Annotated in this window: 19 protein-coding genes; 4 read left to right on the top strand and 15 right to left on the bottom strand. The window is 42.3% G+C overall.

The genetic code is table 11. The annotated features are described in order from the left end of the window. Positions 1 to 2: 2 nt before the first annotated feature. The 10 genes from OIZ54_RS09515 to rpsB all read right to left on the bottom strand — a co-directional run bounded on the left by OIZ54_RS09515 (position 3) and on the right by rpsB (position 10577). Positions 3 to 521, bottom strand: a complete 519-nt coding sequence (locus OIZ54_RS09515) for an OmpH family outer membrane protein (RefSeq protein ID WP_004586927.1) — start codon at positions 519 to 521, stop codon at positions 3 to 5. Positions 522 to 532: 11 nt separating this feature from the next. Then, positions 533 to 3004 (bottom strand): outer membrane protein assembly factor BamA, encoded by a 2472-nt coding sequence (gene bamA, locus OIZ54_RS09520; protein WP_054983479.1) that lies wholly within the window; start codon positions 3002 to 3004, stop codon positions 533 to 535. Positions 3005 to 3106: 102 nt separating this feature from the next. Continuing rightward, positions 3107 to 4459 carry a sigma E protease regulator RseP gene (rseP, locus tag OIZ54_RS09525; protein ID WP_264390264.1) on the bottom strand — a complete coding sequence of 451 codons (1353 nt, stop codon included), beginning with the start codon at positions 4457 to 4459 and terminating at the stop codon, positions 3107 to 3109. 1 nt (position 4460) lies between these two features. Then, the gene (gene ispC / locus OIZ54_RS09530; protein ID WP_029773686.1) at positions 4461 to 5666 is read right to left on the bottom strand and encodes a 1-deoxy-D-xylulose-5-phosphate reductoisomerase; all 1206 of its coding nucleotides are present in this window, start codon (positions 5664 to 5666) and stop codon (positions 4461 to 4463) included. After that, entirely contained in the window at positions 5663 to 6529 is an 867-nt protein-coding gene (locus tag OIZ54_RS09535) for a phosphatidate cytidylyltransferase (protein WP_004586923.1), read from the bottom strand. The genes ispC and OIZ54_RS09535 overlap by 4 nt, the downstream gene beginning before the upstream one ends. Before the next feature lie 21 nt (positions 6530 to 6550). Further along, positions 6551 to 7330, bottom strand: a complete 780-nt coding sequence (locus tag OIZ54_RS09540; protein WP_096041411.1) for an isoprenyl transferase — start codon at positions 7328 to 7330, stop codon at positions 6551 to 6553. 81 nt (positions 7331 to 7411) lie between these two features. Then, entirely contained in the window at positions 7412 to 7969 is a 558-nt protein-coding gene (frr, locus tag OIZ54_RS09545; protein WP_004586921.1) for a ribosome recycling factor, read from the bottom strand. A 13-nt stretch (positions 7970 to 7982) separates the two neighbouring features. After that, positions 7983 to 8732, bottom strand: coding sequence for a UMP kinase (gene pyrH, locus OIZ54_RS09550; protein WP_039972186.1), 750 nt, complete (start codon positions 8730 to 8732; stop codon positions 7983 to 7985). A gap of 159 nt (positions 8733 to 8891) precedes the next feature. Further along, complete coding sequence (tsf, locus tag OIZ54_RS09555; RefSeq protein WP_264390265.1) at positions 8892 to 9743, bottom strand: translation elongation factor Ts; 852 nt, start codon at positions 9741 to 9743, stop codon at positions 8892 to 8894. A gap of 105 nt (positions 9744 to 9848) precedes the next feature. Further along, positions 9849 to 10577: a 30S ribosomal protein S2 gene (gene rpsB, locus OIZ54_RS09560; RefSeq protein WP_004586918.1), complete on the bottom strand. Its 729-nt coding sequence runs from the start codon at positions 10575 to 10577 to the stop codon at positions 9849 to 9851. Positions 10578 to 10815: 238 nt separating this feature from the next. On the opposite strand from rpsB, the gene map reads away from it, so the two are divergent. From map to OIZ54_RS09580, 4 genes are all read left to right on the top strand, one after another. Next, positions 10816 to 11634 carry a type I methionyl aminopeptidase gene (map, locus tag OIZ54_RS09565; protein WP_264390363.1) on the top strand — a complete coding sequence of 273 codons (819 nt, stop codon included), beginning with the start codon at positions 10816 to 10818 and terminating at the stop codon, positions 11632 to 11634. Between the two features lie 267 nt (positions 11635 to 11901). After that, the gene (glnD, locus tag OIZ54_RS09570; RefSeq protein ID WP_264390266.1) at positions 11902 to 14520 is read left to right on the top strand and encodes a [protein-PII] uridylyltransferase; all 2619 of its coding nucleotides are present in this window, start codon (positions 11902 to 11904) and stop codon (positions 14518 to 14520) included. A gap of 9 nt (positions 14521 to 14529) precedes the next feature. Then, positions 14530 to 15357: a 2,3,4,5-tetrahydropyridine-2,6-dicarboxylate N-succinyltransferase gene (gene dapD, locus OIZ54_RS09575; RefSeq protein ID WP_024033809.1), complete on the top strand. Its 828-nt coding sequence runs from the start codon at positions 14530 to 14532 to the stop codon at positions 15355 to 15357. Positions 15358 to 15686: 329 nt separating this feature from the next. Then, positions 15687 to 17717, top strand: coding sequence for a BCCT family transporter (locus OIZ54_RS09580; protein ID WP_096041408.1), 2031 nt, complete (start codon positions 15687 to 15689; stop codon positions 17715 to 17717). Positions 17718 to 17804: 87 nt separating this feature from the next. Here the strand turns inward: OIZ54_RS09580 and OIZ54_RS09585 are convergent, their stop codons facing one another. The 5 genes from OIZ54_RS09585 to OIZ54_RS09605 all read right to left on the bottom strand — a co-directional run bounded on the left by OIZ54_RS09585 (position 17805) and on the right by OIZ54_RS09605 (position 22999). Next, positions 17805 to 18149 (bottom strand): 4a-hydroxytetrahydrobiopterin dehydratase, encoded by a 345-nt coding sequence (locus tag OIZ54_RS09585; RefSeq protein ID WP_004586913.1) that lies wholly within the window; start codon positions 18147 to 18149, stop codon positions 17805 to 17807. 38 nt (positions 18150 to 18187) lie between these two features. Continuing rightward, positions 18188 to 18985, bottom strand: coding sequence for a phenylalanine 4-monooxygenase (gene phhA, locus OIZ54_RS09590; RefSeq protein WP_029774298.1), 798 nt, complete (start codon positions 18983 to 18985; stop codon positions 18188 to 18190). A 237-nt stretch (positions 18986 to 19222) separates the two neighbouring features. Further along, on the bottom strand, positions 19223 to 20404 hold the full coding sequence (megL, locus tag OIZ54_RS09595) for a methionine gamma-lyase (protein ID WP_096041407.1): 1182 nt from the start codon (positions 20402 to 20404) through the stop codon (positions 19223 to 19225). Between the two features lie 145 nt (positions 20405 to 20549). Continuing rightward, positions 20550 to 21578 (bottom strand): YcjF family protein, encoded by a 1029-nt coding sequence (locus tag OIZ54_RS09600; RefSeq protein WP_264390270.1) that lies wholly within the window; start codon positions 21576 to 21578, stop codon positions 20550 to 20552. Next, the gene (locus tag OIZ54_RS09605; RefSeq protein WP_264390271.1) at positions 21575 to 22999 is read right to left on the bottom strand and encodes a YcjX family protein; all 1425 of its coding nucleotides are present in this window, start codon (positions 22997 to 22999) and stop codon (positions 21575 to 21577) included. The genes OIZ54_RS09600 and OIZ54_RS09605 overlap by 4 nt, the downstream gene beginning before the upstream one ends. Positions 23000 to 23050: the final 51 nt, after the last annotated feature.

A 23050-nucleotide genomic window follows, 5' to 3' on the forward strand; every position in this document is an offset into this window, starting at 1 on the left:
GATTATTTCTTACTAACTGCTGATACAACTTTGCTTGAAAGATCAGTTACTTCTTTAGGGTTAAAGTAAATAGTAGTGTCTTTAACTTTAACTTCATCGAAGTCGCCATCTTTAGCAATTTCTTCAATTGTTTTAATAATTAAACCCTGAACTTTAGCAAGCTCTTGGTTTTGACGTGCTTTGATTTCTTGCTCTAAAGGACGACCTTTTTCAGCAAGGTTTTGTTGCATGCCTTGAATTTTATCACGTAGTGCATCTTTTTGAGCTTGGCTCATTGTAGTGCTTTCACGCTTAAATTTTTCTGCTTCAAAGCGAATGTCGCCTTGTAGTTTTTCAAGCTCTTGACGACGCTCAGCAAACTCAGTTTGTAAAGACTGCTCAATTTTAGCCATTTGAGGAATTTGCTTGTAGATCTCTTGCATATCAACAATGCCTACTTTGTGGGCAAATGCACTTGCAGAGGTGCCCATCATCAATGTTGCTAACACGGCTACTGCTGTTGATTTAAATAATTTTTTCACAAAAAACTCCTTTAGAAAGTGTTACTAATATTAAAGCTGATGGTCTTTGTATCGTCATCTTCTTCTTTTTGCAATGGATACGCAAAACTAATCAGCATTGGACCCATTGGAGAGATCCATTGTAAAGATAAACCGGTTGATACCCTAAAGCGCATTGGATCAGAGTAATCATCTAACTTAGCACGCTCATCTGGCGCTAAGTTTTGGAAACGGTCAACGTTAAATTCAGTATCCCATACGTTGGCAGCATCTACAAAGAAACTGGTACGTACAGAGCTGGTGTTTTCTTCATCTAAGAACGGCGTAGGTACAATTAGCTCCATACCTGCAACCGCTTTTGCATTACCACCAATACGCCCTTGTGGTACTAAGATATCAAACTCATCAGAGCCACCAATGCTACCTGTTGTAGTACCATCAGCACCTGGCGTACCAGGGATTGATAAAGGAACACGTGATACCGCACGCGGTAATATTGTATTACGGTCAAAGCCACGTAGTTCCATTTCTGTTATACGGAAGTACTCTTGGAATGGCAGTGTTTGCTCATAACCGTTTGTTGAGCCATAACCATTACCGTAACCTAGCGCTGCACGTGTTGAGAACACCCAACGGTGGTCATTCGATATTGGCCAGTAAAAACGCGAATCGTAGTTCAGTTTAAAATACTGAAGATCAGAGTTAGGCGTTGTGGCTGTTAAATTTAATGTTTGGCGCGAACCCGCTGTTGGGAATAAACCACGGTTAACTGTGATACGCGACCAACCAACACTTAGCTCATATTTAGTAAAGTCAAAGCCAGCATCTGGGTTTTCTTCATCTAAGAAGGTTTCGCGTAGTACGCGAGTTTGTTCGTACTCGGCAATTTCTGAAAGTTCTTCTTGAATCCAACGTACGCCAAAGTTAACACGGTTAACCGCATCAATTGGGAAACCAATATTAGTACCAATACCGTAACTTGTTGATTTATAATCTACCAAGCTAAACTTACTGGCATCGTAGTTGTTGTAAAAAATACTGCTGCCTTGCGATACACCATCTGGCGTAAAGTAAGGGTCGGTGTACGACAAGCTAATGCTTTCAGAACCAGTAGAGGTATTTAAGTTTAAGCCTATTTGATTGCCCGTACCTAAAAAGTTAGATTCGGTCACACCAATATTAAACTGAAGCCCTGCGTATGAGCCATACGCTAAGCCCGCGTTAAAGCTACCTGCCGATTGCTCTTTTACTGTAAAGTCTACGTCTACTTGGTCATCTACACCCGGTACTGGTACTACATTAAAGTCAACAGTTTCCATGTACGGTAAACGTTGAATTTGCAGCTTTGAGCGCTCAAGGTTTTGATTAGATAACCAGGCACCTTCAAGTTGTGTCATTTCGCGACGAAGTACTTCATCAGCGGTATTTTGGTTACCACCTACAATAATACGACGTACGTACACACGCTTGCCCGGATTTACCGACAGCGTAAGTTGCACTTCTTGTTTTTCATCATCAATTTCTGGAATTGTGCGTACTTCGGCATTGGCATAACCAAAGCGCGCTAAGTAACTTTTGATAAATTCTTCAGATGAGGTCACCACTGAGCCATTGTAAAGCTCGCCGGCGCGAAGCGGGATAACGCTTTTGATTAGCTCTTCTCGGCCAAGTAAATCACCGATAAAGTCAAAACCTTTAACTGTGTACTTAACACCTTCTGTTAAGTTAGCAGTTACATACACAGATTCGCGCTCAGGACTTACTGATACTTGCGTAGAATCTATATTAAAACGTAAGTAACCGCGGTCTAAGTAAAAGCTGCGAATTTTTTCTAAATCGCCTTCAATGGTTTGTTTTTGGTAACGGTCGCTACCCATAAACTGCCACCACGGTAAATCTTGTTGAGATTCAGCAAGCTTTAAAAGCTCTTCGTTAGAGAATAATTCGTTACCCACTAAGTTGATTTGACGAATAGAGGCGGCTTCGCCTTCGTCAAATTCTAGCTTAAGCTTTACACGGTTACGTGGCAGCTTAGTTACGCTAATATCAACGGTGGCATTGTATTTACCAATACTGTGGAAAAACTCAACCAACCCTTTTTCGATATTATCGATAACGGTTTTATCAAGCGGTTCACCTTGGCGAATATCTTGCTGATCGAGTGATTCGTTAAGCTGCTCGTCTTTTATATCTTTATTGCCTTCAAACTCAATAAAGCTAATAGTAGGACGCTCAGTCACTTTAAAAATAACGTTATTACCATCGCGTAACGCTTTGATGTTGTCAAAGTGACCTGAGCGATAAAGTGACTTTATTGTTTTTGAAATCGTATAGTCATCAACGTTATCGCCCACATTGATAGGAACATGCGTTAGTGCTGCACCAAGTGCTACACGTTGCAAACCTTCAATTTTTAAATCTTCAACAATAAAGGAGTTTTGGCCCAGGGCTGCAAAACTTGCACCCAATAAACTTGAAACTGCCAAATGTTTTTTTATAGCCATTTTATTATCTTTATCCTTTACAACTGTATTACCGCTTAACATCAAAACTAATAATTAGTGATGCTTACAATCGTGTTCTAATTAGTAATTGTCACGCTGTAACTACAAACGCGATACATCATTGAACAAAGCGAAACATGTTAAAAATATGAGCAGCAAGGCGCCCACTTTAAAACCAAATTCTTGTGTCTTTTCAGAGACCGGCTTTTTACGGAAAAGTTCAATTATGTAATACATTAAGTGTCCACCATCAAGCACTGGCAGAGGTAATAAATTAAATACACCCAAGTTAACGCTTATTAGCGCTAAAAAGCTTAAAAAGGCGACTAGCCCGTAGCTTACGCTAGTTCCTGCACCAACTGCAATGCCCACAGGGCCACTTAAATTTTTAACCGAAACCTGACCTGTAATTAAATTACCAATCATGTCAAAGCTAAGCGTTATAAGGCGCCAGGTCTCTTGGGTACCACGAGCAATACTATCAAGCGGACCAAAGCTTCGGGTTTCAACATAGCCCTCAGGCCAAGGTTGAACAACCGGCGCAACACCTAAAAAACCTTGTTCAATACCGTGCTCATTAATGCGCGATTTAGGCGTTACTGTTACGCTATTTATACTATCTTGTCTTTTTACACTAAATTGTAAAGATTTGTTAGCCGATTGCGTAATAAGATTAACTAATTGCTGCCAATCGCTTATTGTTTCACCATTTACAGCGATAATCGTATCGTTAACCTGCAAATTAGCCAGTTCGGCTGCTGAATTTTTAGTAATAGCCGCAATGGTTAATGTGGCTTGGGGTCTAAACGGTACAATACCCAACGAACTCAGTGGCGGCACGTCTTGTTGATCGAGCTTCCAACCCTCTACGTTAAGCATTTTTGTTTGCTCTTGGTAGTTTTGGTTACGCACTACTACGGGCACGCTTTGCTCACCTAAGCTCGACATAAGTGCAAAAGTTGCATCTTGCCAGGTGGCAATCGTGTCATCACCAATTTTAATAATTTGTTCAGAGGGCATAATGCCCGCCTGCTCTGCTCTGCTACCTTCAGTAATACTACCCACTACAGGTTTTACCGATTGCACGCCCACCATGTACATAGCCGCCAACGCCACAATAGCAAATAAAAAATTAGCCAGCGGGCCGGCTGCCACTATGGCTATACGGGCCTGAACCGATTTAGCGTTAAATGACAAATGGCGCTCATTTTCTGGCACTTCATCCACGCGTTCATCAAGCATTTTAACGTAGCCACCCAGCGGAATAGCAGCAATTACGTATTCTGTATTGTATTTATCGCGCCACTTTAAAAGCGGTTTACCAAAACCAATCGAAAAGCGCAGCACTTTAACACCCATTTTACGGGCCACCCAAAAGTGCCCATATTCATGAATAGCAACTAAAATGCCCAGCGCTAAAATAAACGAGCCAAGATTCCAAAAAAAATCTAACATATTAATGAGTCACTTTTGTTATTAGGTCCGCTGCACGTTGGCGGGCTTGTTGGTCACACGCTAATATTTCATCTAGGCTTTGTACGTTAGTGAATGTGGCCGCATCAAGCGTTTGTGCATTAATTTTATAAATGTCAGTAAAGCCAATTTGGCCTTTTAAAAATGCCGCAACCGCTATTTCGTTTGCTGCATTTACCGTTGTGGTTGCGCCTTGCCCTGCGCTGCACGCATCAATAGCAAGTTGTAAATTTGGATAACGCGCAAAATCAGGTTTTGTGAACGAAAAATCACAAATATCCGAAAAGTTGAGTGGTTTTACACCGGCGTTAATTCGATCTGGGTAAGCGAGTGCGTGTGCAATAGGTGTGCGCATATCGGGGTTACCCATTTGCGCTAAAATGGAGCCATCATGGTATTGCACCATAGAATGAATAATACTTTGCGGGTGGATCACCACATCAATGTCGCTGGTGTCACAATTAAACAGCCATTTAGCTTCAATAAATTCAAGCCCTTTGTTCATCATGGTGGCTGAATCTACCGATATTTTTTGCCCCATAGACCAATTAGGGTGAGCGACGGCTTCACTTACTGTTACTTCTTTTAAGGTATTTATATCGCGCGTTAAAAATGGCCCACCAGAGCCGGTAAGCAATATTTTACTTACGCCATGCTCTTGTAAATTTTGATCTGCATTTGCGTTTTGAAGTGAATGAGGTAAGCACTGAAAAATAGCGTTATGCTCGCTATCAATAGGTAACAACGTGGCTTTATGCTGTTTTACTTTATCAATAAACAACTGCCCCGACATAACCAACGATTCTTTATTGGCAAGCAGTACTTTTTTACCTGCTTCAACGGCGCTTAGTGTGGGCAGTAAGCCGGCAGCGCCAACAATAGCTGACATGACTGTATCGACATCGGGATGCGCACATAAATCGCTCATAGCCTGCTGTGAATGCATTACTAAGGTTTGGCATGGCGTATTATTTAAATACGATGATAATTGCTCTGCAGCGCTTTGTGTGGCCATAACCGCATATAACGGTTCGTGCTCAATACATAGCTCAGCCATTTTTTTTGCATTGTGGCCTGCAGTGAGGGCAAACACGTTAAATAGCGCTTTATTTCGCGCTATAACATCTAATGTACTTAACCCAATTGAACCTGTAGCGCCTAAAATAACAAGTTGCTGCTGTTGGCTCATAAACTCAAGGTCCATGCATAGCACATTACAAACATTGGGGCTGCTGCAGTTAAGCTGTCAATTCTATCTAAAATACCGCCGTGGCCGGGTAAACAGCGACCACTGTCTTTTAGGCCGGCTTCACGTTTAAACATGCTTTCGAGTAAATCACCGACAGCCGAAAACAAAGCTATAAAGGCGGTCATTACGGCATAAATAGGCCATACAGCAAAATCCACACCGGTAAAATGACAAAAAGCTAAAACAAATATAATTGATGCAACCACACCGCCTGCTAGGCCTTCGATGGTTTTATTTGGGCTCACCTTTGGCATGAGCTTGTGCTTACCAAAACTTTTGCCTGTAAAATAAGCCCCTACATCTGCACTCCATACAATACCAAGTACCACTAAAATCAGTACCGAGCCAAAGTGCGTAGATTCAGCATATTGCGCGCTACGTAAGGTATTGAGTGCAAGCCAAAGTGGAATTAAAGTAAGCAGCCCGGCAATGCCGCGCATTACCAAGCCTTCGTTCCATGCTTTGGCCATGGCTGGGTAGCGCCAAATTAAATAACTGGCCACAATCCACCAAGCAAACGAGAGCGTAAATAAGTAATTTGCATCCCCGACCAGCTGGCCGTTTTGCCATAGTGATTCAATCGGCCAATGTAAATTTAGCAGCGCCAATAACGCGCCAATTAACACCACAAACGCACCACGTTTTAATTTTGTGCATAGGCCCATAAAAGCAGACCACTCCCACGCGCCAAGTAAAACAATAATACCGGCAAAATAACTAAACAATGTTAGTGGAGTATAAAAAACCAAGGCTAGCGCTAACGGCGCTAATACAACCGAGGTTAAAATTCGTTGTTTTAACAAAATAGTGACCCTTATTCTATTTTAGGTATGCGCGAGTAATTGTTTTATTTGTTCACCCGTACAACCAAAACGTCGCTCTCTGGCAACGTAACACGCAATGGCCTCAGCAAATGCTGCTTCGTTAAAATCAGGCCAAAGAGTTTCGGTAAAGTAAAGTTCCGCATAAGCAGCTTGCCATAGTAAAAAATTACTAATACGAACATCACCACCCGTGCGAATTAGTAAATCCGGCTCCGCTTGGTCTGCCATGCTCATATGCTGTGCTAAGCGCTCTTCTGTAACATCCTCTGCCTTGAGTCGTCCGCTAGCAACTTGTAGTGCAAGTTGCTTAGCGGCATTTGCCATATCCCATCTACCGCCATAATTAGCGGCCACGTTTAAATGCAAGCCAGTGTTATCTGCTGTTAGCTCATGCGCAGCATATACTTTGCTACGTAAACTTTCAGAGAATCGTGATAAATCTCCAATAATGGTCAGTTTTACATTATTTTTATGAAGCTTTTTAACTTCCTTTGTTAAAACAAACAAAAAAAGCTCCATTAACGTATTTACTTCGTCCTCGGGGCGGCGCCAGTTTTCACTACTAAAAGCAAATAAGGTTAACGATTGTATCCCTAATTTAGTACAAAACTGAACAGATTGACGAACTGCGTCCACGCCTTTTTTATGCCCGAACACACGAGGTCTATTTCTAGCTTGCGCCCAACGCCCGTTACCATCCATGATGATGGCAACATGTTTAGGTAAACATTGCTGTGAAATTGTATCAGCGTCTAGAACCATAAATATTGAGTATTCCATAAAAAAACGCCGCCTAGTATACCCTAGACGGCGTTTCAAAACTAATATATTTCATAACCTGCATTGAGGTTATTTAGCTGTTTAGATTTCCATCAACTCAGCTTCTTTCGCTGTTAGTTGTGCATCCATTTCTTTGATAAATTTATCTGTAAGCTTTTGAATTGTATCTTCTGCTTGACGCGCTTCATCTTCAGAAATTTCTTTATCTTTTAATAAAGATTTTACATCGCCATTAGCGTCACGACGAATGTTACGCACAGCCACACGGCCGCTTTCTACTTCGCCACGTACAATTTTAATTAAATCTTTACGACGCTCTTCTGTAAGCGGAGGAAGTGGTACGCGAATTACTGTACCAGCAGACATAGGGTTTAAACCTAAGTCAGACGCCATAATTGCTTTTTCTACAGCTTGCGCTAAAGACTTGTCGAATACGCCGATAGCAAGCGTACGAGAGTCTTCAATCGTTACATTAGCCACTTGGTTAAGCGGTGTATCAGCACCGTAGTACGATACCATAATGCCGTCTAAAATTGCTGGGTGAGCACGACCTGTACGAATTTTTGATAGTTGACTACCTAGTGCTGCTACACTTTTTTGCATGCGCTCTTGCGCATCTTTTTGAATATCGTTAATCACGGTTTAATCCTAATTATTTGATTACTTCATCTGAGGCTTGTGAAGAGATAAGTGTGCCTTCTTCTTCACCCATAATTACGCGTTTTAAGGCGCCTGATTTATTCATGTTAAATACGCTCAATGGCATATTATGATCGCGAGCGAGTGTAAACGCCGCTAAATCCATTACTTTTAGTTCTTTATCAATAATTTCATTGTAGCTTAAGTGACGGTAAAGCGTGGCTTCTGGGTTTTTAACCGGATCATCACTAAATACGCCATCAACTTTAGTCGCTTTAATTACAGTGTCGGCTTCAATTTCAATACCGCGTAAACACGCAGCAGAATCGGTAGTGAAGAACGGGTTACCCGTACCTGCTGCAAAAATAACAACGCGGCCAGATTTTAATAAGCTAATTGCCTCAGCCCAGTTGTATGCATCACATACACCGTTTAGAGGGATTGCCGACATTAAACGACAATTAACAAATGCACGGTGTAGTGCATCACGCATTGCAAGGCCGTTCATTACGGTTGCAAGCATACCCATGTGGTCACCAACTACGCGGTTCATGCCAGCTTCTGCTAGTGATCCGCCACGTAAAAAGTTACCACCGCCGATAACCAAACCCACTTCTACGTCGAGTTCTACCAGCTCTTTAATTTCTTGGGCCATACGATCTAGCACTTTTGGGTCGATGCCGAAGCCTTCGTCTCCCATTAAAGCTTCACCACTTAATTTGAGAAGAACACGTCTAAAAATAGGTTTACGATTGATAGTCATAGTATTGGGGCCAACTTTTTATTAAATTATGGGTAAAAAATAACCGCGCTTATGATAAACATAAAAGCGCGGTTATTTTAAAGAATTTCTAAGCGTGACGCAAAAGCAAATAGTACTTTAATGGCATCTAATTTCCTTATGCATCACAAATAGTTAATCTTACTCGCCTTTTGCAGCTGCAATTTGAGCAGCAACTTCAGCAGCAAAATCTTCTTCTTTCTTCTCGATACCTGCACCAACTTCCATACGTACAAAGCCAGTAACTGTTGCGTTTTTCTCTTTAAGAATTTCGCCAACAGATTTTTTCGGTTCCATGATGAAAGCTTGACCAGTAAGAGAAACCTCACCAGTAAATTTCTTCATACGACCAACAACCATCTTCTCAGCGATTTCAGCAGGCTTGCCTTCGTTCATCGCGATGTCGATTTGTACTTGCTTTTCTTTTTCAACAACATCAGCAGGTACGTCATCTGGAGTTAGGTAGTCTGGGTTTGAAGCAGCAACGTGCATTGCAACGTGCTTAAGTGTTTCTTCATCAGCAACACCTGCAACAACAACACCAATACGCTCGCCGTGACGGTACTCAACTAGTTGTTCACCAGTGATGTACTGAAGACGACGTACATTGATGTTTTCACCAATTTTAGTTACTAGCTCAACACGGTCTTCTTCGAACTTAGCTTGTAAGTCTTCGATAGATGTAGTGTCAGCGATAGCAGCATCTGCAACTTTGTTAGCAAATGCTAGGAAGCTTGCATCTTTTGCTACGAAGTCAGTTTGACAGTTAACTTCTACAAGTACTGCAACACCCGCGTTTTGCTTGATGATGATAGTACCTTCAGCAGCAATATTACCTGCTTTTTTAGCAGCCTTTGCAGCACCGCTCTTACGCATGTTTTCAATCGCTAACTCGATGTCACCATCAGTCTCAGTTAACGCTTTTTTACAATCCATCATGCCAGCGCCAGTACGCTCGCGTAATTCTTTAACTAGGGCAGTAGTTACAGCCATTAGTAAATCCTCAAATCTGAAATCAGGTATTAGATAAGCGGGTAAACCGCTCTACAAGAATAGCAAGTCTTCACCTTAAAAAGATGAAGACTTGATGACAGCTAATTACTCAGCTTCTACAAAGTCGTCTTTCTCAGCTTGAGCAACGATGTTGTTCTCACGACCTTCAGTGATAGCAGCTGCAACAGAGCTAGTGTAAAGGTTGATTGCACGGATAGCATCATCGTTACCAGGTACGATGTAATCAACACCGTCTGGGTTAGAGTTAGTATCAACGATTGCAACAACTGGAATACCTAGGTTGTTTGCTTCACGGATAGCAATGTGCTCGTGATCAGCATCGATAACGAAGATAGCGTCTGGAAGGCCACCCATGTTTTTGATACCGCCAAGGCTCTTTTCAAGCTTTTCCATTTCGCGAGTAAGCATTAACGCTTCTTTCTTAGTTAACTTCTCGAAAGTACCGTCTTGGCTTTGAGCTTCAAGGTCTTTAAGACGCTTGATTGACTGACGAACTGTTTTCCAGTTAGTTAACATACCACCTAACCAGCGGTGGTTAACGAAGAACTGGTCGCTTTGTAAAGCAGCTTCTTTAACTGCTTCGCTTGCTGCGCGCTTAGTACCAACGAAAAGAACTTTACCTTTGTTTGCAGCAGCACTTGATAAAAACTTAAGTGCGTCGTTGAACATTGGTACTGTTTGCTCAAGGTTGATGATATGTACACGGTTACGTGCGCCGAAGATGAAAGGCTTCATCTTAGGGTTCCAGTAACGTGCTTGGTGACCAAAGTGAACACCAGCTTGAAGCATATCGCGCATTGAAACGTTTGCCATTTTGTAAATCCTCTATGTAGTTTAGGGTTAGGCCTCCACATATCCCATAGCACCAACACCGAAGTATTTAAACTTCAAATGCACCCAAGTGTATGTGACGATACGTGTGTGTGTTAAAATAAAATTGTGTTTGCCTTAAATACAAAAAATCATTTAAGAATTTATTTGTAAAAAGACGGCGCGCTTTATACCATATTAAAATTAAATACTCAACGTCGCGTGCAAAATTTGTGCGACGATAAATGTTAAAAAACGCAACTTTGGAGCCTCAATGAGCGCTGTGATCAAGACCCCTGAAGAAATTGAAAAAATGCGTGTAGCCGGGCGTTTAGCGGCAGACGTACTTGAAATGATTGAACCACATGTAGTGCCAGGTGTTACTACTGATGAGCTAAATACAATTTGTCATGATTATATTGTAAATGTGCAAGATGCTATCCCTGCGCCACTAAATTACCACGGTTTTCCTAAGTCGGTATGTACCTCTGTAAATCATGTAATTTGCCACGGTATTCCAAATGACAAACCGCTAAAAGATGGCGATAGTGTCAACATTGATGTAACTGTAATTAAAGATGGTTACCACGGCGACACCTCAAAGATGTTTCATGTAGGTACGCCTAACATTCAAGGTAAACGCCTTGCACAAGTAACGCAAGAAAGCTTATACCTTGCCATTAAAATGGTAAAACCAGGTGTGCGTTTAGGCGATATTGGTGAAGCAATTCAAAAATACGCAGAGAGCTTTAACTACTCAATTGTACGTGAATACTGCGGCCACGGTATTGGTAGCGAATTTCATGAAGAGCCTCAAGTAATGCACTACGGTAAAACGGGTACTGGCGAAACACTTAAAGCCGGTATGTGTTTAACAATAGAGCCAATGGTTAACGCAGGTAAGCGCCAGTGTAAACTTTTAAAAGATGAGTGGACTGTAGTTACACGCGACCGTAGTTTGTCTGCACAGTGGGAACACACCCTATTAGTGACTGAAAATGGTGTTGAAATTTTAACGCTGCGATCAGATGATACTATCGACAGGATTATCGAACACTAATAAAAACCGAGCCACTTGATAAAAGTATTTAACCTCTAATCGGGTTAATACATTTAATAACATACTGAATTATATGTAATATTTAATTTATTTTTCCCAAGCCGGGGATTTTCAGTGAAAACAAATCGAATTGACGCGCCAAATAGCGAGCCTATTTGCAAGTGGATTCAACACTGTTAACACTAAAAATAGCCGCTTGGGATAGACTTATTACTTCACGTTCAGGTTATTTATCAATGCTAACGGTTCAATAAGGAGCCAGCCCACGTGGCATTACCCAACAAAGTAAAAAAGTTACTTAGCGATGCTGAGCAACTGAGCGATTATCGCGATTGTTCTAGCTATTTTTATAAGTGGTTACATAACGAATTTTCTAAGCAACCAGTTGGTAATTTAATTAATGCCCGGGCTGAGTTTATAGACCGCCTGCTAATTAAACTGTTTTATGTTTACGATTTAGCTCACGAGCCTGATCTTGCCCTTATTGCCGTGGGCGGGTATGGCCGTGGCGAGCTACACCCCTACTCCGACATTGACTTTTTATTGCTTGTTACGCAGCCGCCTAGCGAGCAAATATGCGAAAAAATAGGCCAGTTTGTTACCATGCTATGGGATCTCAATTTAGAGATAGGCCACAGTGTGCGTACCATTGAACAAGCCATAGAGCAAAAACGTGAAGACGTTACCTTTGCCACCAGCTTGCTCGAAAGCAGGCTCATTTTTGGTAATCACATTGAGTTTGAAAAACTCAAAACGCATATTATAGAAACCCCGGTTTGGCGCTCAGGTGAATTTTTTGTAGCCAAAGTGCAAGAGCAAAACCTACGCCATAAAAAGTGCCACGGTACTGCTTACAACCTAGAGCCAAACATAAAAGAAAACCCCGGTGGCCTTCGCGATTTACAAACCATTATTTGGGTTGCTAAAAAGCACTTTAGAGCCGAAACCCTACAAGAGCTAATTAGCCACGGCTACTTAACGCATGAAGAGTTTCAGGAGCTTTCGGAGTGCCTAGAAAACCTTTGGAATATTCGCTTTGCACTGCATTTAGCCGCTGGGCGCTCAGAAAACCGTTTGTTGTTTGACCATCAACCACACACAGCTGAAATACTTGGCTTTGGTAGCGATGGTAAAGCCTCGGTTGAGCGCATGATGAAACGCTTATTTAGAATTATGAGCCGCGTACGCGAGCTTAACCAAATGCTGCTATCGTACTTTGAAGAAAGTATTATGCCAGAAAGCAGCGAAGCGCCAGTGATTGAGTTAGACAAAGACTTTGAACGCGTTGGGCACCAAATTAGGGTTAAAAACCCATCGGTATTTTTTAGACGCGATCAACTTTTTGTTTTGTTTGAGCATATTGCCGACAACCCCGAAATTACCCATATTTACCCAAGTACTATTCGTACCATTAGGCAAGTACGCAGGCGCCTATTAGGTGACTTACAAGATTACGCAGCGTGTCGCGAGGCATTTATGCGTATAATAAAACACCCTAACGGCATGGGCCGCGCATTCACGCTCATGCACAAACACGGCATGTTGGCCGCGTATTTACCACAATGGCGTAATATATTTGGGCAAATGCAATTTGACTTATTTCATGCCTACACAGTAGATGAGCACACCCATAAATTAATCAATAATATTTACCAATATTTTGATAAATCTAAAGTGAGTGAGTTTCCTATTTGTAGTGAAATAGTAACCCGAATGGATAAGCCTGAGCTGCTTTATTTAGCGGGTATTTTTCATGATATTGCTAAAGGGCGTGGCGGCGATCACTCAGAGCTAGGCTCAGTGGATGCCATTGCTTTTTCTAAATTACATGGCTTCCCATCATCTGATGGCAAGCTTATATCGTGGCTAGTTGGTAACCATTTACTTATGTCGGTTACTGCGCAGCGTAAAGACATAAATGACCCAGGTGTTATTAAAGACTTTGCCTCACGCGTAAAAACAGAGCGCCAACTCGATTACCTCTATTGTTTAACCGTTGCCGATATACGCGCAACCAACGACAACTTATGGAATGATTGGAAAAACACTCTACTACGCGAGTTATACTTGCATACTCAGCGCGCATTACGCCTAGGGCTTGAAAACCCAATGGATCAACGCGACCAAATACGCGATAAAAAACACCAAGCTAAACAGCGCTTACTTAATTTGGGCTACCTAGAAAACCAAATTGATTTAATTTGGAGCCGCTTTAAAGCCAATTACTTTACTGCCTTTAGCGAGCAGCAAATATCATGGCAAACCGAGCACCTATTAAAATGCGCAGACTTAAGCCTACCAAGTGTTATTGTTTCTGATAAAGCAATGCATGGTGGCACGCAAGTGTTTGCTTATAGCCCATATTCTGGGCCGTTATTCGCTCGCTTAGTTAGCGTAATTGGTTCTAAAAAGGCGCAAATACAACACGCTCAAGTGCTTACTACCAAAGATGGCTACGCCCTATTTAACTTTGTAATACTTGAAGTGAGCGGCGACCCTATTGCAAGTAGCCGTGCTCAGTCAATTAAACGTGGGCTTGAGCAAGCACTTAGCGAACCACGTAAAAAAATACGCTTTAAAAAGAATCGTTCACAACGATTTAAAGACTTTAATATTAAACCTAAAATAGTGCTGCGCCCTCATGCACGTAAAGATCGCAGCCTAATAGAAATTCAAGCTGTTGATATACCCGGTTTACTTACTAAAATTGCCGAAGTTTTCCAAGCGCATTTATTACACATTCACGCAGCCCGTATTACAACGGTAGGTGAACGTGCAGAGGATTTCTTTGTCGTATCAAATAACGAATACCAAGCGCTGACTGATGAAGAGCAAGCCAAAATTCATCAGGCATTACGTAAAAAATTCAACGCCGAAACAGAATAAGGACACACCATGTCAGATTTAAAAACCATGATAGAAAACGCCTGGGATAACCGCGATAGCATTAGCCCAAGCAGTGTATCTAGCGATGTAAAACAAGCGATTATTGACGCACTAGAGCTTCTTGATAGCGGCGCTGCACGCGTTGCTGAAAAAATATCAGGCGAATGGGTCGTACACCAATGGCTTAAAAAAGCCGTTTTATTATCGTTCCGTATTCGCGATAACCAACCAATGAACGACGGCGTAAACCAGTTTTACGATAAAGTACCGCTTAAATTTAGCGACTACACACCGGAGCAGTTTCAGCAAGGTGGCATGCGCGTAGTACCAAATGCTGTAGCACGTAAAGGCAGCTTTGTAGGTAAAAACGTCGTACTTATGCCATCGTATGTGAACATTGGCGCCTACGTTGATGAAGGCACTATGGTTGATACATGGGCAACTGTTGGCTCGTGTGCACAAATTGGTAAGAACGTACACTTATCGGGCGGCGTGGGCATAGGCGGCGTTTTAGAGCCACTACAAGCTAACCCTACCATCATTGAAGACAACTGCTTTATTGGCGCACGCTCTGAAATTGTTGAAGGCGTAGTAGTAGAGGAAGGCGCTGTTATTTCAATGGGCGTTTACATTAGCCAAAGCACTCGTATTTACGACCGTGAAACCGGCGAAATTCACTACGGCCGCGTACCAGCAGGCGCTGTAGTTGTGCCAGGTGCATTACCATCAAAAGATGGCACTCACAGCCTATACGCTGCAATTATCGTTAAAAAAGTTGATCAACAAACACGCGAAAAAGTAGGCATCAACGCCCTACTACGCTCAATTGATGATTAAAATAAGCGATAAGCCTTTAGCTGTAAGCCCTAAGCTGATTGGTGTTAAACGTAGGTTGGGTTGAGTGAAACGAAACCCAACGATACATTAAAGTTTAGTGTTTTAGCTAAATTTAGAAAGCTCTAAGCCCTTTGGGTTTAGAGCTTTTTTGTTTAGATTAGAGTTTATCTCTTAAATAGCTAAACCGTTGGGTTTCTCTGTGCTCAACTCAACCTTAATTCAAAGCAATATACGTATACAAAACAAACGACTGAATTAGCCAACACACCCAAGATATAATAAGGTAGTAAAGCATACTTGAAAGTTAGCAATTAATATTAAGGATTAATATGACAAAAACTGCTTTACGCTCAACTATTTTGCTACCGGTATTTTTGCCCGCGGTATTTATTATTCTGCTTTTGGTCATTGGTACAAGTAGCAACCCTGAACTGGCAGGGCAAGCATTCAGTGTCGCCCTCAAGTGGATAACAGAAACCTTTGGCTGGTTTTATATGTTATCAGTTGCCATCTTCTTAGTTTTCATAGTTTGTGTTGCCGCCTCCAGCTGGGGAAATATCAAGCTGGGTCCTGATCATGCGCAACCCCAATACAGCTTTGGTGAATGGTTTGCCATGCTATTTTCGGCCGGTTACGGAGTCGCATTACTTTATTTTGGTGTAGCAGAACCCGTGCTCCATTATGCATCTCCGCCGGCAGGCGCCGCAGAAACCGTTAATGCCGCTAAGCAGGCTATGCAAATTGCATTTTTTCATTGGGGTTTTCATATATGGGCAATTTATGGGATTGTTGGTTTAGTACTTGCTTACTTTGCATTTCGCCACGGTCTTCCGCTGTCTATTCGCTCAGCCTTGTATCCACTTATTGGTGATAAAATATATGGCCCTATTGGGCACACTGTTGATGTGTTTGCCATATTAGGCACGCTATTTGGTATTGCCACAACGTTAGGGCTTTCGGTTACTCAAATTAATGCCGGGCTGCACTACTTATGGCCAAGCATCCCTATTAATACCACGGTACAAATTACCGCTATTGTTATTATTACCGCAGCGGCAACGTTTTCTGTGGTGGCAGGTATGGATAAAGGTGTGAAGCGTTTATCTATAATAAACATGACACTCGCCGTATCATTAATGGCCTTTGTGTTTTTTATTGGTCCGACTATTCATATTCTTGAATCGTTTTTACAAAATACCGGCAGCTACCTCAGCGGTATTGTTGAGCGTACTTTTAATTTACAAGCCTATAGCCGTAGTGATTGGATTGGTAACTGGACTCTATTTATATTTGGCTGGACTATAGCGTGGGCACCCTTTGTTGGTATGTTTATCGCTAAAATTAGCCGCGGCAGAACCATTAGGCAATTTGTTGTTGGCGTGATGCTAGTTCCGACTATTTTTACCTTTTTATGGTTTTCTGTATTTGGCGATACCGCGCTAAATTTAATAATGAATGAAGGGTTTAATACTTTAATAACCGATGTTCAAGCAAACCATGCCGTTGCGCTATTTCAATTATTTGAAGTGCTACCGTTATCGTTTATTATTTCGCTACTAACGGTTATCTTAATTATTACCTTTTTTGTAACCTCATCTGACTCGGGCTCTTTAGTTATTGACTCCCTCGCCTCTGGCGGGAGTATTGATACGCCAGCATGGCAACGGGTGTTTTGGGCTGTGCTTGAGGGCGCTGTGGCTGCTGTTTTATTAGTAGCAGGTGGGCTAAGTGCACTGCAAACTATGACAATAGCCAGTGCCCTACCCTTTGCAATTATAATGCTTATTGCAACCGCGGGACTTTGGCGCGCACTTACCATTGAAGGCCATCGCGATACGAGCTTACAAGCACATGCGCTCAATAGCCGTAATGTTAACCTATCTCATTGGAAGCGCCGGTTAGCCGCTATGGTTAATTATCCGAATAAGGAAAAAGTGCATACCTTCATTAGTAGTGTGGTGGTACAAGCAATGCAAGCTGTTCAAGCAGAATTAAAAGCGCGCCAGTGGCATGCCGAGGTAGGTTTTGATACTGACTTAGGCCGCGCCCATTTAACCGTACTACGCCATGAACATGTTGATTTTGTATATGATATTCGCCTTACTGAGCACCCAATGCCAAGCTTTGCCTACACAGAGCTAAAACCGGATGCTGATAACTCCGAGATGTATTACAAGGCAGATGTTTTCTTGCGCCGCGGTGGATTATCTTACGATGTGTATGGCTACAGTGAAGATGATATTGTGAAGGACATTCTTGATCAATTTGAGAATTACTTACACTTTTTAGGTAACAGCCCAGGGGAACTTCCGTGGGATATGGCCGAACACGATGACATGTTAAATAGCGACAAACCTTAAATAAGCGCTTTATTTAACTGCGCAATTTTGATGCAATAAAAAAGGCACTTAAAAGTGCCTTTTTAATCTGCTCAATTAATTTTTTAATTATAGCGCGTTAAATACGTCGTCTGTTTTAGCTGCGCAAATAAAATCGTTTTTGTGTAGGCCTTTAATTGAATGGCTCCACCACGTTACGGTTACTTTGCCCCACTCGGTTAATAAACCAGGGTGATGGCCTTCATCTTCTGCCATATCACCTACTTTATTGGTAAACGCCATAGCTTGCTTAAAGTTTTTAAACTTATAAACACGCTCAAGTTGCATAATGCCGTCGCGTACCTCTGGTACCCAGTCTGGAATTTTTGTAATAAGTTGGGCAAGCTCTTCCTCAGATACTTTTGGCGCATCTACGTGACAGGCTTCGCATTTTTGTTCACTTAATGAAGACATTTTAAATCCTTACTTTAGCGTTTCTTTTTAAATTAAAGTTAACCGGCTAATTTTTCTTTAGGTGGAAATTTTGGGTCGTGCAAACCAAGCGCTTTAGCTTGCTCAACCAAAGTCATAATATCCATTTGCGATATATCAAACAGATCATGAATCGAATTTATGGTGTAGTACTGAGGTTGCATAATATCAATGCGGTACGGCGTACGCAGCACATCAATTACGCTCATAGGCGTTATCTCTGGTGTATCTGAATACACGTACTGGGTTTCACCCGGGCTTGATAATATACCACCGCCATATATACGCAGGCCGTTTTCGGTTTGCATTAAACCAAACTCAACCGTAAACCAATACATACGTGCAAGGTATACACGATCTTTTTTCTGCGCTGCATACCCTAATTGGCCGTATTTGTGTGTGAATTCGGCAAAGTCAGGGTTTGTTAGCATAGCGCAGTGGCCAAATATTTCATGGAAAATGTCAGGCTCTTGCAGGTAGTCAAACTCTTCTCGACTACGAATAAACGTCGCTACCGGAAATTGTTTGTTTGCCAATAACCTAAAAAATTCATCAAAATCGATAAGCGCAGGTACAGGCGCTACTTGCCAACCGGTGGTGGCAAGAAGCACTTCGTTAAGCTCGCTTAACTGCGGAATACGATCGTGTGGTAGGTTTATTTTTTTAAGCCCATCCATGTACTCATCACAAGCTTTGCCTTCTATGCACGCAAGTTGGCGCGTAACAAGCTCAGACCAAATTTTATTTTCTTCTTCGCTCCAATGAATAACACCGTTTTCATCGGGTGTTTTAGAGGTGTATTTACTTGCTTTAGCCATAATAACCTTCTTGGGGTTAAGCCCTAAATGTGTGTCAGTGTGATACTCAAGATTACTGAATATCTAATGCAGCCATACTATGCAAAAGTGAAGAAAAGTTTAATAGTTAGACGGATATCTACATTTAGCACGACCCCCTAAAGTGTATAGTTAAAATTACACCACCGGCATTAATATTATACAACCACTAAATTAAAGGCGTTAAGGGTAAATTAAACTGTACACAAATAAATACACCTAACAAATTAATGTAAAAGCTTGGTTTAAGTCGTCAATAATATCGTTAACATCTTCAAGCCCTACAGAGAGTCTTATTAAGCCATCACTTATGCCTGCGGCTGCTCGCTCCTCGGGTGTGTAAGGGGAATGCGTCATTGATGCGGGGTGCTGAATAAGCGTTTCGGCATCACCTAAACTTACAGCAAGTGTGCAAAGCTTCATGCTATCTATAAACTGCGCTCCTTGAGCAAGGCTGCCTTTAATTTCAAATGCAATAACGCCGCCTGCGGCTTTCATTTGCTTGCCTATATATTTGTTGCCAGGGTGCGATTTAAGCCCAGGGTAATAAACAATATTAACCTGTGGGTGCGCCTCTAAATATTCGGCAACCGTTTGCGCGCTTTGGCAATGGCGCTCCATGCGTATAGCTAAAGTTTTTAATCCGCGATTAATAAGCCATGCGTCGTGCGGGCTTATGGTGGCACCAATATCTTTAAGTACCGTCATTTTTATTAAGGTAATGTGCTCATGCGTTCCACACACAAGCCCCGCTACTACATCGCCATGGCCGTTTAAGTACTTAGTGGCACTGTGCACAATAATATCTATGCCGTACTGCTTAGGTGATTGCAGCAGTGGCGTTAAAAAGGTGTTGTCGACCACACTAATTAAATTATGTTGCTTAGCGAGCGCGCCAATTAAGGCTAAATCAATGACTGCCATTGTGGGGTTGATTGGCGTTTCTACAAATATCATTTTTGAATTAGGTTTTATAGCAGCGCGAAGCTCGCCCTCGTTGGTCATATCAACAAAAGTTACTTCAATTCCCCAGCGCGGTAACATGTGAGCAAAAAACGCAAAAGTACATCCATACAATGCACTTGATGCAATTAAATGATCGCCCTGCGATAAAAAGCTTAATACCGACGCCGATACAGCACCCATACCTGTGGCGGTAGCAGCAGCAGCTTCGCAGCCCTCTAACTGTGCTACTTTTTGCTCAAGTTCGGTGGTGGTTGGGTTACCTAGGCGGGTGTAAATATAACCGGGCTCATCGCCTGCAAAACGCGCGGCACCTTGTGCTGCATTTTCAAAATGAAAGGTAGAGGTTTGATACAAAGGCGACGTGAGTGCGCCATGCGGATCATTTGCTTTTTGCGGGCCATGAATACATTGGGTATTAATATGCTGCTTGCTCATTGTGTGCTCTCGTTTTTATTATGTGTGTCAATTACATAAATAAAACGCACCGCAGTTTAAATCACAAGCATGCCGGATGCTCAGATGGCTATTTGTGCAAAAACCGCTCAGCGCGGTTTTGTACACAAATATTGCCACTGCTACTTTAGGTCGTTGGCTCGGCCTTTTTACGGCTCATGATTTTGCTGGCAATACTTTGCACTGTGCCTTTTAACAAGCTGCGTTTGTTTTCAAGCCGTGGTAATGGGCGGCTAAGCTCCATTGCTTTGTAACCAATACGTGCTGTAAAAATACCGGCGCTTACACCTTGCGCTGCACGCCCCGAAAGCTTACCTAAAAGCTCAGCACTGAGTGCTGTGGCTGCTAAATCAGATACAAGCTCAGCACTGGCTACAAACATCACTTGTTTTATAAGCATACGGTAGAGCTTAATGCGGCTTGCGTAACCAAAACCAATGCCATAAATTTTACCAATTTGCTCTATTAACTTAGTACCGCGCCAAAGCACCGCCATCATATCCACCAGCGCAAGGGGGCTTAGGGCAACGAGCAGCGCTGACTCTGTCGCAAAGCGGTTTATAAGCTTTTTAGCTTGCGTGTCTTGCGTTATAAGCAAGCTATTTGCGTAAAGGGTCATTATTTCTTTATCGCTATGGTGGGTAGCCACTTGGTTTTTAAACGCTTCGAAGTTGTCTAGTTGTTGGTGCTTATTTAGTTTTTCAAGCCAAGGTAATGCGCCACCTACTTGCTCACTATTTAAGAGTCTGTCGGCTTCTTGGCGATGTAATTGATTACGCTTTAAACTGCGCAGCATTCTGTATTCGCGCCATAGCATGCGCCCAATTAGCAACACACCGCTTACCACCGCCGTTAAATACACGCCGCCTAAAATGACCGACTGCTGAAACGCAAACACTAACGAATACGCAAATTCTAAAAGCACTAACACTAAAAAGCTTACAGCAAACACCCCTTTAAGCGTTTGCCATTTAGACTTTTTATATACCGGCTCTAGGTCTATTTCATCATCAAGAATTTCATCTTCAGGCTCTTCAATGTATTCACTTTGACCCTGGGTAATTATTTTTGCAGGAGCAAGCGTCGCCTCAACCTGCTCATCAGCTTGGCTATCAATTCGCCTACCTGCTTGAAAAGTTTGCTGTGTGTCGTTCATGATAATTTATCTCCTAACAAGTACTGCATCACATGATCAAGGCGAATATGCTTAAGTTGCTTATCGGGGTTTGGCATAGGCGCAAACGATAAAAACTCAAAGCCCTGCGCTGGCCACTCATTTTTATTAAGCATGCGCTTTGGTGGCTGTGGGGGTAAATAAGTAAGCCAATCTTGCTCGTTTAATGGTTTACCATAAATACAATCAAGCGTTTGGCCTTTATCGGCCACTTGGCGCGGCTGCGTTGCTGCAATTGACGACATTGCCATGGTTTCTATTTGTACGCCATCAAACTTTAAGTGATTACTTTGCTCATGCACGAGCGAATCAAGTAGCAGTGCTAAATCTTTATGGTGCTTTGCACTTATGTGATCTGACTTATTGGCAGCAAACAGTATTTTATCTATGTTGGGTTTAAATAAACGCTTAAAAAAGCCCGACTCGCCATAATTAAAATGCGCGAGTAATTGGTTTATTACACTACTTTGCTCTTGGAGTGTTTCGTGGCCTTCGTTTAAAGCGCTGAGTACGTCTACCAACACAATTTGGCGGTCAAAGTGTTTAAAGTGCTCATTATAAAATGGCTTAACCACCTCTTTTACATAGGCGTTAAAGCGCTTAATTAAATGCGCTAAGTTAGAGCCTGGCACTACCTCATCACTTTTTATATGCTGCGCATTTACCGGAAAAAACAACAAAAGCGGCGCACCTTGTAAGTCGCCAGGCATTAGCATGCGCCCAGGTTGTAACATGGCGAGCTTAGTATCTTTTTTAAGGCCCACCAGCATACTTTGATAAAGCGCTGCAATGTGTGCAAGTAAGCCTTCATCTACAGGCGCATTTAAATCAAGCTGTTCAAGCGCGTTCAAAAATTCAGCAGAGGTATTCACACGCGGGTGCTGTAGTAACAGCGGGTATTGTTGCTCGCACCACTGACTATAGCTTTGCTCAAGCATAGGTAAATCAAGTAGCCATTCACCTGGGTAGTCAATAATATCTAAATACAGCGTAGATTGCGGCGAAAAATGCCCACGTAAGCCTGAGGCACTTTGGTATTTAATAGCCAAGCGCAGGGTGTTAATACGCTCGGTTGATGCAGGCCATGTAGGCTCCCCATCGCTTGGGAGTAATGCGTTAAGTGCTCGTGGGTAGTCAAACGTAGGCACCTTTAACGCCTCTTGCGGCACCACTTTAGTGGCTATGTGGCGGTGCTCTCGCATTACATCAAAAAACGGTAAGTTTTTATCATCGCTTTGTGTTGTAAGGTGCTTAACAAGTGCGGTAATAAACGCGGTTTTACCACTGCCACTTAGGCCGGTTACAGCCAATTTTACGTGTTGATCTAAACTGCGATGAAGGGCTTTTTGGGCTGAACCTTTAATACTTTTAAAGGTTTTTTTGGCAAATGAAGTGCTACTCATAATGGGCTAGCACTTCATTGATGCTGTTAATCACCGAACAAAGTGCTATTA

The sequence above is a fragment of the Pseudoalteromonas sp. A3 genome, assembly GCF_025942345.1.
Lineage (GTDB): Bacteria > Pseudomonadota > Gammaproteobacteria > Enterobacterales > Alteromonadaceae > Pseudoalteromonas > Pseudoalteromonas atlantica.